The sequence below is a fragment of the Terriglobia bacterium genome (assembly GCA_035712365.1).
Lineage (GTDB): Bacteria > Acidobacteriota > Terriglobia > UBA7540 > UBA7540 > SCRD01.
Genome location: DASTAW010000014.1, coordinates 1 through 16,797, shown reverse-complemented (window position 1 = coordinate 16,797; position 16,797 = coordinate 1). Strand labels below are relative to the sequence as shown.

Sequence of the window (16,797 nt, the reverse complement as noted above, 5' to 3'; positions counted from 1 at the left end):
CTGATCTGTCATGCTGATCCCGCGAAGCGGGAGACGCATCCCCGTATTTCAAGCGGAATTTCAGGGAGGAAATATGAAAAGCAATCTTACACGTCGTGATTTTCTAGGGAGCGCGGTCGGCGTGGCTGCGGGACTGGCAGCGCCTGCAAACGCCTTTCCGAAGGCTCCGCCGAAATCATCGGCAGGCGCGGGCCTGGCGATTCTGGGCGGCAGCCCCGTACGGACAAAACTCTTTCCATCATGGCCCGTGATCGAGCAGAACGACGAAAAGGGCTGGATGCAGGTGTTGATGACCGGCAAATGGAACCGGCTGGACGGCCACTTTGCGCACCAGTTTGAAACCACCTGGGCGCGGCTGCTGGGCGCGAAATACTGCCTGGCCACTGCCAGCGGCACAACGGCGCTGCTGACCTCGGCCAACGCGCTGGGCATCGGTCCCGGCGACGAAGTTATCGTGCCGCCCTACACCTTTGTGGCGACGGTAAACATCGTCCTGCTGCAGCACGCCCTTCCGGTTTTTGTTGATACCGATCCCGAAACCTTCCAGATTGACGCGCGCAAGGTCGAGGCTGCCATTACCAAACGGACGCGCTGCATCATTCCCGTTCATCTGGGCGGATCGGCCGCCGACATGGACGCCATTCTCGATGTAGCAAATCGGCATAAGCTCTTTGTCATTGAGGATGCCTGCCAGGCCCATCTGGCCGAGTGGCGGCACAAGAAGGTGAGCACGCTCGGCAATCTCGGCTGCTTCAGTTTCCAGGCCTCAAAGAATTTGAACTCCGGCGAAGGCGGGGCCATCCTCACCAGCGATCACGATCTCTACGAATATTGCCTGAGCTTCCACAACCAGGGCCGAGGGAAATACAATTCGGGTTTGAGCTACGTGCGGAACGGAGCGAATTTCCGCATGACGGAATTTCAGGGCGCGCTCCTGCTGCAGCAATTGACCCGCCTGGAAGCTCAAAGCCGGAGGCGGACTGAGAACGCCGAATACCTGACGAAGCAACTGAAGGAGATTCCCGGAATTTCGCCCGCCCGTATGTACGACGGCTGCACCCGGAACGCCTACCATCTCTATATGTTCCATTATGACAGCGCGCATTTTGCCGGCCTGCCACGCTCGCGGTTCCTGAAGGCGCTCGAGGCGGAAGGCGTTCCAGCTTCCGGTGGATATACGCCGCTGAACAAGGAACCTTTCCTGAAAGAGGCCCTCGGCTCGCGCGCCTTCAAGGCTATTTACACCCAGAAGGAACTTGCCGAGTACGCGGAGCGGAACCACTGCCCTGAAAACGACAAGCTCTGCGAACGGGCGGTGTGGCTCGAACAAACCATGTTCCTGGGCCCCCGGAGCGACATGGACCAGATCGCAGAGGCCATCAGAAAAATCCAGAAACAGGCCGGCACACTCGCCCGCTCCCAGGCGTAACCCTTCGCAAGAAGGTCGAGTCTCTCTTGACTATGATGGGCAGCGCATTCAGCCCCGTCATCCCGAGGAGCCTCGCCAGCGCGAGGGTGAAGAGGAATCCGCCTTGTTCAGCGAAGCTTAGTGTGGCTAAAATAGCGCGATGCCCAGCCGCAGCGCGCGCCTGCGCTCAGCCACACTCCGGCAACGGCGAGGCGCGCTAAGGGAACGCGGATTTTTTGCCTTATGCCGACTGCGAAACAACTTCTTCGATTTCTGCGAAAGCAGGGGTACGTTCAGCAGAGGCAGAAGGGTTCCCATCTGATACTTGATCACCCTTCGCGGCGCATGCTGGTAATTCCAGTCCACAAGGGAGATATCCCTCGCGGGCTGTTCCTGAGAATTCTTAAGGACGCGGGATTTACCGAAGACAACTTCCTGAAGGGCTAACAAACTAACAAATCACGGACACGCCTGCTCAAGCCTAGACAGCTATCGATACAGTTTCGGTATACACCGTCCTGGCGCGAGGCACGGGCTTTCGGCGGGCGCGGCATTCGCGGATATAAATCCGCATGGCTTCAAGGATGCTCGTTTTGGCTTCCTCGATAGACTTCCCGATTCCGTACACGCCCGGAAAGTCCTCGCTGTAGGCGTAATAGGTACGGCCTTCGCGCTCCACCGTAATCGGATAAGTGAACAATTTCACGCCCTCATCTTACCACACCATTGACCCATTCGCGGGGGAGCGGAACGCCAGGGCGTGGCTGTCCCGGATTGCGGATCAAATCATAATCAAGCCGTGGCGGATTCCGAGAGTCACGGCTTCGGTACGGCTTGAGGCGCCCAGCTTGCCCATTACAGACGCCACGTGGAACTTGACGGTGTGCTCGGAAATCTCGAGACGCGAAGCAATCTCTTTGTTTCCCAGCCCTGCGGCAACGAGGCGCAACACTTCGATCTCGCGCGGCGTTAGCGCTTCGATCAACGGCTTCACCTCGCCGCCGCCAACGGGAGCCGCCGAGCGCACCAGCGCCTCCGCGCCAATCCCATCCAGCACCACCAGGCCTGCGGCTGCTGCCTCGATGGCTGCGGCGATTTCTGCCGCCGTCAAGCCCGCTGGGAGCACCGCCTTGACGCCTTCGCGCAGCGCCTCAGCAATTGACTCGCTGGCGAGGTTCCGAACCAGCAGGACCACCGCCCCGTTGGCGCTTGCCCAGTCCAAAGCCTCCCGCGCGGAGTCGTCAGCCACGCTCTCTGCTTCGACAACCAGAACGTCCGCCAGCGATTCCGCGCCGCCCGCAGAACCGCCGCCGGGCGAATCCCTGATCAATTGAAAACCTGGATGCTCTCTGACCAGGCTTTCGAGGCCTGCCCGGGCGATCGTGGACGATGCTTTCACCAGCACGCGAATCATGCCATGACCGCCTGCGGAGCGCCGAGGCGTACCGTCACATTCCGAACCTTGCCCGGATCGCCCCGGACGAATTGCAGATGCAACAGCCGCTCGCCACTGCCTTCAAGCTTCTCCTCGAGGTCGTCAAGCGACTTGATCGCCCGCCCCTCGATTCCGGTTAGAATATCGCCGGCGCTCAAGGAAGAATATTCCGCCGCGCCGTTCGGGACCACTTCAAGAACCAGGAGTCCCAGGCGCTCCGCTCCCGACACTCTGACCACTACGGGACGCAGCACCACGCCCAGCGGCGCCTGCTCAAGGTCCCCCGCCATGAGGCGCGCCACTGCGTTGGCTGGCACCGCAAGCCCCAGCCCGCCTGCGATCATTGTATTGACGCCGACCACGTTCCCGCGCGCATCAGCCAATGGACCGCCCGAGTTTCCCGGCGCGAGTTGCACGTCCGCCTGGATCCATTTGGTCGGCCCCAGGCCCGGCAGGCGTCCAATGCCGTGGACAATGCCCGTGGTCACGGCCCCAGTAAACCCGAACGGATTGCCCACCGCCATCACCAGTTCGCCCACCCGCAATTCATCCGAATTCGCCAGCGTGGCAGGCATGAGATTTCGCGCAGGAATTTCAAGCAGAGCCAGGTCGCGCCGGGTGCTTCGCGCCGCAAGATGCGCCGGGAATGAACTCCCATCCCACAGCCGCACCGAAAGCCCGGCATTGCCTGTCACGTGCGCGTTGGTCACGATGACCCCATCTGATTTTACGATGAATCCTGACCCTTGCCCGCGCCGGCCGCTCTTCACCTCGACGGTCGACCGGCGCAACTGTTCGGCAATCTCGCCGAATCCATAGAGCGCCATGCCTGTACCTCACTTTCCCGGCCTTTCCTCCGATGTGATCGTCACTTCCAGCAGCGCTCCGGCGCGGATCAGCCGCGCTTTGGCCGCCTTGCCAACTCCCAGCGAATCTAGAACAGACTGAAGATCTTCAATCTGCTCGATTTGTATTTCGCTCAGGCTCACCAGAATGTCACCCAGCAACACACCTGCCCGGCTGGCTGGGCCGTCAGGCTCGACGCTCACCACCATCACTCCGCTCCTGTTCGCCAGCGACAGCTTGGTTCGAAGGGCATCCGGTATGCCAACCGGCTGAACGCCCACGCCCAGGTAGGCGCTGGGCACATGCCCCTTCTCGAGCAGAGCATCGACCACGCGGTTGACCGTCGCAGCCGGAATCGCCAGGCCTGCAATCCGCGAAAGGCCCGCCGTGGCAATTCCCACCAGGCGCCCCCGGCCATCAATTACCGCGCCCCCGGATGAATTGGGAAAGAAATTTGCGTCAAGACGAATGTATTGGTCGAGGCGCTTGCCTCGCCAGGTGCGCCAGGGGCCGGAAACGGCGCTGATGATTCCAAGGCTGGCATTCGGGCCGCTATCCGGCGAACGTCCGAGCACCAGCGCCAGCTCGCCCACTCGCGCAGATTCGCCGTCATTCGTCCGAGCGTGCGGGGAGCCCAGGCCATCCACCTTCAGCAGCGCAAGGTCCGTTCCGCCGTCGCGGCCGGCGAGCGTTGCGTTGACCGTCTTGCCGCCGTCGAGCGTCACCTGGATGTCCTCTTCCCGGCGAATGGTGTGGTCCGCCGTTACCACCAGCCCCGGCCTCAAATGAACGCCGCTCGATGGGTATCGAGGACGCGCGTGGACAGCCACAACTTCAGACTGAAACTCTTCAACGAGCTTTGTAAGCTCGTCTGAAAGACTTACCAATGCGTTTTGCATTTTCTACCTCCAGAACCATTCTGGAGGATTTGCAATGCTTCCACATCAGCCAAACGGCTGGGTAGACACCTGGGAAAATGGCCAGGTCCGGGACGTAGCCCGTCACCGCCGGGTCTGCCTTGAACAATCTGCTGGGTACTGGGTGAGCAGGCGCCTCGGCTCGTCCTCTTCGAGAACGGTATGGATCTGACGCGGGCCCGCATTAAAATCACTTTCTGCCCTAGAGCTCTCCAACCAATCACGTTTCTCTTGAGTTCGCAGCTGTTCGAACCTGGCAGCAGGCCCCTTCGCCACATCAACGCAACGTCGCTCAGGTGGTGGACGAAAGCCGAGCTTTCCAGACAACAGCTTTTGATGCAGCTAGTTACACCCCGATACCGAGCTGTCACAGCGCCACCTCGGGCGGGAAGCTGTCGACTCGGTCCAAACCGCAGACCGCCGAATTCGGTCCGCTGTGGGAAAGGTCCGTTTCGTGATGAAATAGCCTGGGCTGCGAGATTACATTGAATTTTACGAACGTAATAATTTACGATATCTCAAGACTCTGAAGGACCAGCACATATTGTGATAAGTATCACTATTAGTTTGTGCTAATTATGATCGGTATAAAGCTAAGACCACGCTTAAGCAGTTGTTAAGTGTTCCTTATATTAAATGTTAATCGACCTGTCTGCATCTCCAACCCATCAAACTTCCCTTGCGTTCGCAGCTGTTCGAACCTGGCAGTAGGCCCCTTCGCCACACCAGCGCAACGTCACTCAGGCGGTGGACGAAAGCCGAGCTTTCAAGACAACATGTTTTCATGCAGCTAGTTACACCACGATGCCGAGCTGTCACAGCGCCACCTCGGGCGAGAAGCTGTTGACTCGATCCATACCGCAGACCGCCGAATTCGGTCTGCTGTGGGAAAGATCCGTTCCGTGATGAAATAGCATCGGCTCTTAGATACCCTAAACATTTTACGCATATATCGTTTGACATATATAAAATCTCAGTGTATATTGTTAAATGGCGTCAATTGACGTTTGCAGGAGAGAGAATCTGTTCAAATCTGACGGGCAAATTGGAAGATAATTGCAAGTCGAATGAGCCCCGGAGTGGAGGAAAGTCAGATGTTGGTCAAACTAACGATTATGCACGAGGGCCAGACGTACGTCGGCGAAGTAGAGGTCCAAGCCGTGGCGGCTCGGAAAGTACACGCGATGACTCGTGCCTCTGCGGAGCCATCACCGGGTGATTACGCTACCAAGCCCTCCGGGAGTGTTGAGTTCCTTTATAAAGGTGGTTTCTTCAAGGAGTCTCGCAGACTTCCAGATGTCTGTGCGAGGCTTCGCGAAGAAGGCTACAACTTCAGTAGACAGAGCATATTCATGGCATTGAAAGCTGCTCCGTTCCTTGCGTTGACTGGTAAACGGGGCACCTATTCATTCGTACAGAAGTTCCCGCCGCGAGCTTGAAGGCTTCCGAGTCGCGCGGCGCGATAACGGTCTTGTTGCAAGTACAAGGAGGTGAAGATGGACGCGGAACAGATGATCAAGTTGAGGCGTAAGGCCGAGGAAGCGGTTTCCGATATGCCTGAAGGCGAGCTTAAGCTGAAAGCATTTGAGGTGATCCTGACCAACCTGTTGCTCGCCAGGGAGCACAGGCAGGTTCGCAGGGAAGAAAGCCCAGCCGCGCACCTGGATTCAGCTGAAGGGCGGGCAAGGAAGAAAGCGGCGGTCCCGACCTCAAAGCGGGATCGCATCTTGGAGCTAAGGAACGAAGATTATTTCCGTGATCAACGGACCATCAGTGAAGTCCGGCAAGAGCTCGCGACACACGGATGGCACTACCCACTGACTGCGCTGAGCGGAGTCTTGCAGGACCTCGTGCAGCGTCGCGAACTGCGGCGGCAAAAGGCTGTCGAAGGGAAGAAAAAGGTTTGGAAGTATTCCAATGCTTGATGACGAGTAAATGTCTATCGCCACCTAACGGAAATGGAGAGCATCGCAACGAGATGGTCGTAAAGGGAGGCGTGAAAAGAATGAGGAATCCGAAAATTACAGTCGCCAAAACCGCAACGGAGGCACTAAGAATGCTTTGGCGAGATGGATTGTTCCGGACGCCGAAGACCCAGCCACAAATCGTCACCCATCTGGCTGGGACGGGCCATAATTTTGGAGCGCCCGAGCTTGGGATGGCACTTAAAAGGGCCGAATACCTCACTCGCAGGGGGACGAGAGGATGCTATGAATACATCCAAAAATATCCGCTCGTCGAGGAGAAATCTCGAGGGGAAAAGATGAGACACCTCGATGACTAACGATAAAAGAGGAGATGTTTCATGTCCGCAGAACTGCTAAAAGAGAACGCTCGAAGCCTTCCAATTGATCCCCACAGTAGGCACGGCCAGCTGCAAAAGCTAATCCTGGGCGGTTTCTTCGACTCTCCGGTGCCGAGCGAGATGGTGGTGTCGCGAATTCTCACCAAGTCGGGTAAAAGATGGAAGACAAATCATGTGCACACTTATATGAAGAAGTTCATGAAGGAAGATATCATCCAGGCTGTCAAGCGGCCAGGTCACAACGGCAACTACTGGGTTCTCGCTTGCGTTGATCCAGAGGACGCTCTGAGGGCCATCGAGAAGAAGGGAAAGATCAGAAAAATCGAGGAAGAGCTTTTCTCCCAACAACTCACCAAATCGCTCGAAAAGGACTTTGGGAAAGAACTGGTTGAACTCCGAGAAAATTTTGGCAGGAACGGGAACTGCACTGCGTTTCTCCTCAGGAAGATTCTTGAGAAGCTGATAATTATCGTATTTGCCAAGCACGGGAAAGAACATCTGCTTGAGGATCGCTCTCGGCCTGGCGGTTGGGTAGGGCTGAAGGATTTGATGGAAACTGCTGCGCGTGAAAAACTGAATGGGATACCATTCCTAGTACCAAAAACAGCACACGAGATCAAGGGAATAAAGTTCCTCGGGGACACAGCGGCCCATAACCCGCGTGTGAATGTGGACATCAGCACTATCCTCCCGCAGATGCCCTTTATCATTACGGCTTTCCAGGAATTGGCGAATCGACTTTAGGAGGCTGCGTCTCCTGGCCCCCTTTTCCTGATGCGACAGTGCCGCCAGTACTTCAGCGTCACCGTATGACCTTTTAACCCCACCCAGCTACGCTGACCACTTAAGCCTAGGCATAATGCCTGTGCCACCCCACGCAAAACTAAACCCATAAACCCTCAGGCCGATTCCGACGATTTCCTTCATTAGGACCCGCCGTGGCGGCGTCTCGTTGGTTCCGGCCGCTATGCGAATTCTCTCCCTCACAAATCCCGGGCGGCGCACGAGTGGCAACGGGAGCCGCGGCCAGAGCTTTCCTGGCCGCGGGCCTTGCGAAACATCGCAAGCCTACGGCGAGCCCGAAACCGGGCTGAGCGCCGCCGCCCCTTTCCCTGACCGCCGGGACTATTACGCCCTGTCCATGCTGGCCGGCGCGGTGGCGCTGATGTTCTGGAAGGTGCTGTTCGCTTCCCAAATGCTGTTTTACCGCGACATCCTGAACCAAAGTTATCCCCTCGCGCGCCTCATTCACCAGATCTGCCGCAGCGGTTCGCTGCCCTACTGGAACCCGTACCTGAACTTCGGCCAGCCCATCCTGGAAAATCCCAACGCGCTCTTCTTCTACCCCACCACGCTGCTGATTGTGTTGCTGCCGGTCCGTCTGGCTTTCCAGTTGCATTTTGTTCTGCACTTCCTGCTGGCCGCGGCCGGGACATACTGCCTGGCGCGGCGCTGGCGGCAATCGCACCTGGCGGCGTTTTTTGCGGCTCTGTTTTTCATGTTCAGCGGGCCGGTACTGTCGCTTGGAAGTTTTTATAATGAAGCCGCCTGCGCAGCCTGGATTCCGTGGGCGCTGCTCGCCGCCGACCGCGCCATCGCCGGCCGGTCGATTCGGTCCTGGATGCTGCTGACGCTGGTATTCCTGATGCAGTTTCTGGCCGGCGAGCCATTCACGCTGCTGGCAACGTTCGGGCTGTGCTTCGCGTACGCGCTCTTTCAGGCAGGGTTCTTTCGGCGGCCGCTCGCGCGAGCGAACCTGCGGGTGCTTGCGGCCTTCGTCTGCTCGGGCGGGCTGATGATGGCGCTCGCTGCCGTGCAACTGTTTCCGGCCACGGTGCTGCTGCATCGCTCGCTGCGCGGAGCCATCGGATTCCCTTTCAGCCAGAACACCTACTGGTCGCTCCATCCGCTGCAGTTGATCGGAACATTCGTCGCGGGTTTTCCCGACCCCATGTTCACCGCGACGTCGCTGTGGACGCCGGTTTTGAATTTCGACAACAAGCCTTATTTCCCGTCGCTCTTTCTGGGATTTGTGCCGCTGTTTCTGGCCTTTATCGGTTTCGCCCTGGGCCGCGACCGCCGACGGCGATTTGCAGGCTGGGCTGCGCTGGTCCTGCTACTGCTCGCCTTTGGGCGATTCACGCCGCTTTACAGGCTGGCGCTTGTGGCGCTGCCTATCCTGAAGCTGGTGCGCTTTCCCATCAAGCTGCTGGTCCCAGTGATGCTGCCGGTGGCGCTGCTGGCGGGCTGGGGCATTGATGTGGTGCGCCAGCCGGGCCCATTGCGGTCGGGAAAAGCCACGGGCGTTTTCGGGATGTTGACTGTTGCGGCGGCTGTGGCCTGGCTTGTGTGGGGAGCGTCGTGGCTCGCTCCGCAATGGGTGGAGCTGGCCGCAGGGCGGGCGCTCGGCCACGCCATTACGGCCATGGGAATCCATCCTCTGGCGGCGTATGGCCGCACGGCCGTGGACGGCGCAGCGCGCTATTTCCTGAACATGCTGCGGTGGCAGGCACCGGGCCTCGCGGGGCTGACGCTGGGCGCAGCGCTCTGGTTCGCTGGACTCAAACGGGGCGACCGCCGCGTGCGATTGGGGCTGCCACTGGCACTCGCTGTCGGGGCCGGTCAGCTTTTGCTGGTGAATTATTCCGCCAACCCCACCGTTCCCGCCGCTTTCTACGCCTATCGACCGCCGGTGCTGCGGCACTTCGCGCCGTCGCCGATGCCATACCGTTACTGCGATATTTTTGGCGGCTCGGCGCTGGCGGCCGTCTCAACCGATGCGCTGGAGCAGTCGCTGGATTTCTCCTCCGTCCCTGCTGTACGGAATCTTGATGCGCCCGCGCCTGCGGCGTTCCAGGAACGGCTGCTGCTGGAGCACGGCGGCATGCTGGAAGGCGCCGAGGGCATCTCAAACGTCGATCCCGAATGGAGCTTCCCGGTGCCGCTCTACCGGTTCTGGCTGTTCGCGCTGCACAAGGCCGCGAGTCCCGCCCAGACGCTATGCCTGATGGGGCGCAGCAACGTGCGTTACGAGATTCTCGGCCGGCCGGGCAGTTATGAAACGGCACACGAGGTCGCGCCCGTGGCGGATGGCACGCCCTTTCCGAGCTATCTTTACGAGAACCGATGCTTCCTGCCCAGGGCCTACGTGGCAGGCAGCGCCGTCTATTCACCCAATCCCGACGAAACGCTGGCGCGATTGGCCGATCCACGGTTTGATGCGCGCGACACGGTGCTGCTGGCGTCGAAGGAGATAGCGGGGCCTCCCGCAGCCGCTTCGTATCCCGCCGGGCAGGTGGAGTCGTTCGACCGCCAGCCGAACACCGTCACTTTGCAGGTGACGCTCTCGCGGCCCGGCTATGTGGTGCTGCTGGATCGGTTCGATCCCAACTGGCACGCCACCGTTGATGGGCAGGAAGTGCCGACCCTGCGCGCCAACCTCCTGTTTCGCGCCGTTCGGGCGAGCACCGGCCAGCACACCGTCCGCTTCTTTTACCGGCAGCGCAGACTTGGGGCGGGACTGGCAGTCTCGCTTGGTGCGCTGGCGCTGTGCGGGATTCTGTTTTGGCTGGATTTGCAGGTTGCGGTGATCGAGCGCCGCTCCGAAGATGACGGTGGGGCCGAGCGGGCGGAGGAGATTCAGGAAGGCGGGCCGGTGGAGGCGGCGGTTGCCGCGCCCGGCGCGCGGCAGTAGATTTCAAACGTTACGTCGTCTGCGCATGGCTGATAGAAGTTGCGGAGGTAATCGTTAAGTCCCGGAAAATTGCGGAGCGCCTGGGCGGAATCCTGATAGGTGCCCGATAGATCGTGGACCTCGTCACGCCTCGCCACGATGATGTAACCGGGCCGGGTCCCGCTGAACTGGCTGACCAGTTCCCGCCGCCAGCCGGGCAGCCGCCAGGAAGCGATCAGAGGCAGGTTCCAGACAAAGCGCACGGGCGGCCGGTAGCCGCTGAGATAATAGATTAGCGGCTCGTTGCCCCACACGTAGACGCCATTCGCGGTGCCGGGATGGCGCTTGAGGTAATCAACGACGCGCAGGACATCGTGGAAGTCTTCCGCCGCGCCCGGCCAGGAATAATTGGAGTAAAACTTGACCGGATTCTGCCGCCACTGGTTGAACGCCCGGTAGTTTGTCACCATTCGCATCAACGGCCCCGGAACGCAGAGGCCAACCAGGTTCGCAAACACAACCCAGGTGAGTACGCGCGCCACTTGCCAGTTGCGGCGGGCAAAGTAACGCGCCAGCGTCAGCGCACCTTCGTACGTTTGGACAATGAGATAGGCCGAGAAGATCGCAAAGAACGGGTAGCAGGTTTCAAAATAATAGGGCTGATAGCGGATCTGCACAGCCAGCGCCGCAAACCCGGCAGCCGCGCCCACGAGAGCTGGGGCCAGACGGAGCAGGTGGTGCTGCCTCCAGGCCAGGATGACGGCCGCGAGCGCCGCCCCAAGCGTCCAGAAGCCCAACCAGAATTCGATGCGTCCGGCCGCCCATGCCCAATAATCCGGCACGCCGGCGGACGCGGTGGCGGCATACCGCGGAAGCACCTGGAATTGCTCTTCGATGAATCCGCTCCATCCGCCACTGAACAAGCAGCCGGAGACGACCAAAAAACTGCCCAAAAGGAAGCCGGCTGCAAACCTGAACACAGAGGAAGTCCAATTGATAGAGGGAATTCCGAGCCTTCCCCCCAGCGAGGTGTCGCCGGCCTCGCCCGCCTGCAGCAGCGGTGCCAGTAGCAAGAAAGGCAGGAACACGGCGGCGTTGTACTTCAGCCAGAAGGCGGCGGCGAACAGCACTCCGGCGAGCATTTCCCTGCGCTTCATCCCCCGGCCGCGGCCGGAAAGCAGGAAGTAACTGCCGAAGACGAAGAGCATGAGGAAAGTTTCCGGCTGGCCCGCGTCCCAGTAGCCCGCCCGGATGTGCAGCGCTGCGTTCACCAGGACGGCGAAGAACGCAGCGGCCTTGCCGAGGCTTGGTTCCGTAAAGCGAAATATGCAGACCGAGATGGCCAGCAACCAGAGAATATCCAGCAGCCCGACGCTCCACATCGCAGGCCCGAAGACCTTCACTATGGCTGCGTATAGATAAAAGATGCCGGGTGGCTTGTTGTCCCAGAGGTCCCGGTAGAGCCGCGCTCCGTCGAGAAGGCCACGCCCGATCACGCAATACGTCGCCTGATCGCGCCCGATGGGGTAGCTGAGATTCGGAATGGCCATCAGCAGGACTAGCCCGAGTGCCAGCGCCAGCCAGCGTCCTGAGCCGGCCGCGTGAAACCAGCCGCGCGAAGATGGCCGATCGGAGTTCACCACGCGCCGCCTGCTGCTGACGCCCGCAGCCGCGCGTAGACGGTGAAGTTCCTGAAGACCTTAGCCAGACGGTACCGCTGATGGAGCAGGTTAGCCAGTGCAGAATACCGCACGAGATATTCCTGGGAATCGAGCGTGGTTCCGGAAACGGCGGGGATGGCATCACGGTGTTCGACGATGATGAAGCGCGGCCGCTTTGACTTCAGCGTCTGGACGAGTTCCTCACGCCACGCTGCCGGCGCCCAGTCTGAAACCAGTGCGAGGTTGGAAACGAAGCGCGATGGGCACTCGCGCCCGGATAAAAAGTACACGAGAGGTGCGGTTCCCCACACGTAGACCTTGTCGCCCGGGACGGAATGGTTTTGGAGGTAACGGACGACCTGAAGCTCTCCGCCGAAGTGTTCAATCCCCAGCGGCCACCAGTAGCTTGCATATGACTCTTCGGGACTGCGCCACCACTTCACGAGACCCTGGTATCGTTCCACCTGGCGCATGGCCGGCACGGGAAGTGGGAAGTAAGCACAATTGATAAAGACCAGCCATACGCCGATTCTTGCGGTGCGCCAACCGCTGCCGACGAAATGCCCGGAAAGTGCGCGGAAGCCTTGAAAAGTCTGTACGGCCACATAGGCCCAGAGCATGGCCAAGAATGGAAAGAAGGTTTCAAAGGTGTAGGCGTTGAATCGCGCCTGGGACGCCGTTACCAGCAGCCCTGAGGCGGCGGCCAGGAAAATTGGAGCGGTGCGATGGAGGTCGCGGCATCTCCAGGTGATGAACAGAGCCAGTGCTACGCCCGACTCCGGCCAGTTTCCAAGATTGAAGTTGATCTGGCCGAGCGACCAGAGAAAATAGTGAGGCGTTCGCTCAACAACCATCGCGGCATAGCGCGGCAGAACCTGAAACTGGACTTCCATCATGGCCGGCCACGCGCCCGATAGCTGGAACCAGGCCAGGACCGCTGCGATGGTAAGGGCAAGCCCGCCGAGCAGTACAGCGGTCCGGGTGAGCCATTCCCGCCTTGGAATTGTCAGCGACAATCGCGGAGAAGGTGCATCGACGCGTCTGGTATCGAGGTAAGGAAGCAAGATGACCAGAGGCAGGAATCCAAGCGCATTGTATTTGATCCAGAAAGCCGCGCCCAGCGCCAGCCCTGCAGCGAAGCTCCGCCACTTGGTAAAGCGCCATTCGCAAGGCAATAGGAAGAAGGCCACAAATACGAACAAGACGACGAAGACCTCCGGCTGCGCAGCGTCGATGTAACCCTTCCTGTCGTGCCAATATGCATAAAGCACGGCTGCGAGGGCGCCCGCCTGCGGTCCCAGATACCGCTCGCAGAAATGAAATGTGGCCACTGCAGCAGCCAAAGTGCAAATCAGGTCCACCGCGCCCACCAGCCAGGTTGCCCGCCCCAGTAGCGTAACGATGGGAACATAGAGATAAAAGATCCCCGGCGGTTTGTTGTCCCAAAGATCACGGTAGAGATGCTTGCCCTTCAGCAGGCCCTCAGCAATCACACAATAGGTCGCCTGATCACGGCCGATGAGATATTGAAGATTGGGCAGGGAGAGGATGAAAACCGCAGCCATGGCCGCAATCAGCCAGATTCGAGAGTCGCGCAACGAATCAGGACCGCCCGAAGTTTCGCCGAGCTTGCGCATAGCGCGATCAAGCTATTTATCGGCAAGATCGGGGATGCGGGTGAGGGCAAGAAAATTCAGAACTAGAAACTCTCGATTCCAGACTGGCTTCCAACCCGGTCGCTGGGGGTAGAAGGCTTCGGGCCCCAGACTTTCCATATGGAGGGGACATTGAAGGCAAGATTCACGACACCATCGAGGAGCACCCCGGCTACTGCGGCGAGAAGCAACTGCACGCCTTGTGAGTCGAGAACAAGCGTGAGGACGACATTCAGGACGGCCCCAGGCAGGCACACTTTCTGATAACGCCACAGACGGGAGATGGTTCCGACTTCCCCGGAAGGACTGCGGAGGCGGCGCGCGAAGGTGACATGCTGGTTCCAAAGGAAGTTCCACAGCAGTGCAACCTCAACGGCCACCGGAACGACCCAGACGATGCTGCCTCCGGCACGCCTCGCCGCCCAATGAATAATGCCGACGTCCAGCACGGCTCCAGTGATCCCCACCAGGCTGTACAACGCCCAGGCGCGGAACTGGCCCGTGGCAAAGGCGAGCCGAACCAGGTGGGCCAGGTACTCTGCGTACTGGCGAGCGCCCAGCTTGGAAGCGCCGCGCGTCCGCTCTTCAAACTGGTAAGCGACTTCTGCGACGTGCTCGATTCGGCCTCTGGCCAGAACTTCCAGCAGGATTTTGTAGCCCAACGGTGAAAGCTCCACGCCTGAAATCGCCGCCGCCCGTACGACGAACATGCCCGACATGGGGTCGCTGATTGCAGAAAGCTTGAGAGGCAAAACGGAAGCAGCCAGGTGGGTGGCGCCGCCGGAAATCACCCGGCGGATGAATTCCCAATCGGAGGTCCCGCCCCCTGCGGTGTAGCGGCTGGCAATCGCCAGGTCGGCGTTAGACTGGCGCAGAGCGGCCGCCAGCGCCACGAGGATCTCCGGCGGGTGCTGCAGGTCTGCGTCGATCACGCCGAGCAAGTCCCCCTGGGCGAGCTTCCAGCCATCCACCACGGCCGTGGCAAGTCCCAGGCGCCCGGCGCGTCGCAGCACACGCACGTGGAATTCCTTGCTCAATTGCTCGGCCAGTTCGGCGGTCCCGTCGCCGCTGTTGTCGTCAACGACAATCAGCTCATATTCTTCGCCGGACTCTGCCAGGGCTTTGCCGCAGCGGCGGATGACATCCTGGATCGAACCCGCCTCTTTGTAAGTCGGAATGACGACAGAAATCATTGCGGGCCTGGAATCCTTTCAATCGAGGGCCTGAAAGCGACCCTGAAAATAGCATGCGCACCGTTTTCCGTCAATCAGCGCGTGGCATCAGCGCCGTGGCTTGAATGATCAGCACTGGACTGCGGACGACAGGGGGCTTGGTTGCACGTGTTTGCCGCATGGAATAGACTGACCCTGTATGTCTCCGCCACCCCGCAGCAGCGTCGCTGAGAAGCCGCAAACCGGGCATCCAGCGCTCACGGCTTTCCACATCATGTCTAAGCCCGTGGGTCCCATCTGCAACCTGGATTGCCGCTACTGCTTCTATCTCGAAAAAGAAAATCTCTACCCAGGAACTTCCAGTTGGGCCATGCCCGAAGACGTGCTGGAAACCTACGTCCGGGAGTATATCCAAACCCAGAATGTGCCTCAGGTTTCCTTTGCGTGGCAGGGAGGCGAGCCCACCCTGCTGGGCGTTGAATATTTCGAGAAAGTCGTCGAACTGCAGAAGGAGTATGCGGATGGGAAACGGATCGAAAACGCCTTTCAGACCAATGGAGTTCTGCTGGATGACGGATGGGGCGAGTTTCTTTCCAAAAATGGATTCCTGGTGGGTCTTTCAATCGACGGGCCGCAAAAACTGCACGACCACTATCGCGTGGACAAGGGCGGGCAGCCAACCTTTAAGCGCGTAATGCGCGGCCTGGGGTATCTGAAAAAGCACGGCGTGGAGTTCAACACACTGACGGTGGTCCAGCGCCACAATTCGCACCATCCGCTGGAGGTCTATCGCTTTCTGAGAGAGCACGGCAGCGGCTTTATGCAGTTCATTCCCATCGTGGAAAGAATGGCCAAGTCGCCGAATCCGGACGGCCTGGTTCTGATCAGCCCTGAATCGGAGGAGTCCGCGCCGGTATCAAAGTGGTCTGTGGAGCCGCTGCAGTACGGGAAATTTCTGTGCGCGATTTTCGATGAATGGGTCCGCAACGATGTGGGTCGCTGCTTTGTCCAGATGTTCGACGTGGCGCTTGAAAGCTGGATGGGATACCCGGCCAGCCTCTGTGTTTTTCGCGAGACCTGCGGATCAGCCTTGGCCATTGAGCATAACGGCGACCTCTATTCCTGCGACCATTTTGTGTATCCGGAAAACAAGCTGGGCAACATCATGGACAATCCCCTCAGTTCGCTTGTCACTTCTCCCCAGCAGCTCAAATTCGGCCAGGACAAGCTCGATAAGCTGCCGCGATACTGCCGGGAATGCGAAGTGCGCTTTGCCTGCAACGGCGAGTGTCCCAAGCACCGCTTTATCCGGACGCCGGACGGGGAGGAAGGCCTGAACTACTTGTGCGCAGGATACAAGAAGTTTTTCCGCCACATCGATCCGTGCATGAGGTTTATGGCCGGGGAACTCCAGCAGGGCAAAGCGCCCGCGAACGTGATGGACTGGGTCCGAATGCGGGAAGAAGAAAGCCCCGGCGACGGACAGCCTGGAAGAAACGATCCCTGCCCTTGCGGCAGCGGCAGGAAATATAAGAAGTGTTGCGGACCGTCAGCCTGACATGCCTCACCGGCGAATTCACAAAACCGCCGTTGCCGTTTAGACCTTCGCCTGCCGAAAGTCGATTTTGTCGCGGTCCCATACGCCCAATCCCAGAGCGCCAGCGATCTCGACGTGCTCGGGCTGCCGGTGCATGAAGGTACTGAATTTATCCGGCGTGGACTCGA

The 16,797-nt window shown here is 59.5% G+C and carries 14 protein-coding genes; 7 read left to right on the top strand and 7 right to left on the bottom strand.

Annotation, left to right across the window (positions count from 1 at the left end):
• Positions 1 to 73: 73 nt before the first annotated feature.
• Positions 74 to 1,429: a DegT/DnrJ/EryC1/StrS family aminotransferase gene (locus tag VFQ24_03680; GenBank protein HET9177437.1), complete on the top strand. Its 1,356-nt coding sequence runs from the start codon at positions 74 to 76 to the stop codon at positions 1,427 to 1,429.
• A gap of 222 nt (positions 1,430 to 1,651) precedes the next feature.
• Positions 1,652 to 1,855, top strand: coding sequence for a type II toxin-antitoxin system HicA family toxin (locus VFQ24_03675; protein HET9177436.1), 204 nt, complete (start codon positions 1,652 to 1,654; stop codon positions 1,853 to 1,855).
• A gap of 34 nt (positions 1,856 to 1,889) precedes the next feature.
• Here the strand turns inward: VFQ24_03675 and VFQ24_03670 are convergent, their stop codons facing one another.
• The 4 genes from VFQ24_03670 to VFQ24_03655 form a co-directional block, all read right to left on the bottom strand.
• The gene (locus VFQ24_03670; GenBank protein ID HET9177435.1) at positions 1,890 to 2,114 is read right to left on the bottom strand and encodes a type II toxin-antitoxin system HicB family antitoxin; all 225 of its coding nucleotides are present in this window, start codon (positions 2,112 to 2,114) and stop codon (positions 1,890 to 1,892) included.
• A gap of 75 nt (positions 2,115 to 2,189) precedes the next feature.
• On the bottom strand, positions 2,190 to 2,822 hold the full coding sequence (locus VFQ24_03665; protein HET9177434.1) for a response regulator transcription factor: 633 nt from the start codon (positions 2,820 to 2,822) through the stop codon (positions 2,190 to 2,192).
• Positions 2,819 to 3,670: a trypsin-like peptidase domain-containing protein gene (locus tag VFQ24_03660; GenBank protein ID HET9177433.1), complete on the bottom strand. Its 852-nt coding sequence runs from the start codon at positions 3,668 to 3,670 to the stop codon at positions 2,819 to 2,821. The genes VFQ24_03665 and VFQ24_03660 overlap by 4 nt, the downstream gene beginning before the upstream one ends.
• A 9-nt stretch (positions 3,671 to 3,679) precedes the next feature.
• Positions 3,680 to 4,588, bottom strand: coding sequence for a S1C family serine protease (locus VFQ24_03655; GenBank protein HET9177432.1), 909 nt, complete (start codon positions 4,586 to 4,588; stop codon positions 3,680 to 3,682).
• Between the two features lie 1,514 nt (positions 4,589 to 6,102).
• Between VFQ24_03655 and VFQ24_03650 the strand changes: the two genes are divergently transcribed.
• From VFQ24_03650 to VFQ24_03635, 4 genes are all read left to right on the top strand, one after another.
• On the top strand, positions 6,103 to 6,531 hold the full coding sequence (locus VFQ24_03650) for a hypothetical protein (protein ID HET9177431.1): 429 nt from the start codon (positions 6,103 to 6,105) through the stop codon (positions 6,529 to 6,531).
• Positions 6,532 to 6,662: 131 nt separating this feature from the next.
• Positions 6,663 to 6,890 (top strand): hypothetical protein, encoded by a 228-nt coding sequence (locus VFQ24_03645; protein HET9177430.1) that lies wholly within the window; start codon positions 6,663 to 6,665, stop codon positions 6,888 to 6,890.
• Between the two features lie 21 nt (positions 6,891 to 6,911).
• The gene (locus VFQ24_03640; GenBank protein ID HET9177429.1) at positions 6,912 to 7,655 is read left to right on the top strand and encodes a hypothetical protein; all 744 of its coding nucleotides are present in this window, start codon (positions 6,912 to 6,914) and stop codon (positions 7,653 to 7,655) included.
• A 223-nt stretch (positions 7,656 to 7,878) separates the two neighbouring features.
• Positions 7,879 to 10,605: a hypothetical protein gene (locus VFQ24_03635; protein ID HET9177428.1), complete on the top strand. Its 2,727-nt coding sequence runs from the start codon at positions 7,879 to 7,881 to the stop codon at positions 10,603 to 10,605.
• On the opposite strand, the gene VFQ24_03630 is transcribed toward VFQ24_03635, so the two are convergent.
• The 3 genes from VFQ24_03630 to VFQ24_03620 all read right to left on the bottom strand — a co-directional run bounded on the left by VFQ24_03630 (position 10,551) and on the right by VFQ24_03620 (position 15,093).
• On the bottom strand, positions 10,551 to 12,227 hold the full coding sequence (locus VFQ24_03630; GenBank protein ID HET9177427.1) for a glycosyltransferase family 39 protein: 1,677 nt from the start codon (positions 12,225 to 12,227) through the stop codon (positions 10,551 to 10,553). The two genes, VFQ24_03635 and VFQ24_03630, sit on opposite strands and share 55 nt — an antisense overlap.
• Complete coding sequence (locus VFQ24_03625; GenBank protein HET9177426.1) at positions 12,221 to 13,882, bottom strand: hypothetical protein; 1,662 nt, start codon at positions 13,880 to 13,882, stop codon at positions 12,221 to 12,223. Before VFQ24_03625 ends, VFQ24_03630 begins: the two co-directional genes overlap by 7 nt.
• A 62-nt stretch (positions 13,883 to 13,944) precedes the next feature.
• Entirely contained in the window at positions 13,945 to 15,093 is a 1,149-nt protein-coding gene (locus tag VFQ24_03620) for a polyprenol monophosphomannose synthase (protein ID HET9177425.1), read from the bottom strand.
• 178 nt (positions 15,094 to 15,271) lie between these two features.
• Between VFQ24_03620 and VFQ24_03615 the strand changes: the two genes are divergently transcribed.
• On the top strand, positions 15,272 to 16,630 hold the full coding sequence (locus tag VFQ24_03615; GenBank protein ID HET9177424.1) for an anaerobic sulfatase-maturation protein: 1,359 nt from the start codon (positions 15,272 to 15,274) through the stop codon (positions 16,628 to 16,630).
• Positions 16,631 to 16,797 lie beyond the last annotated feature (167 nt).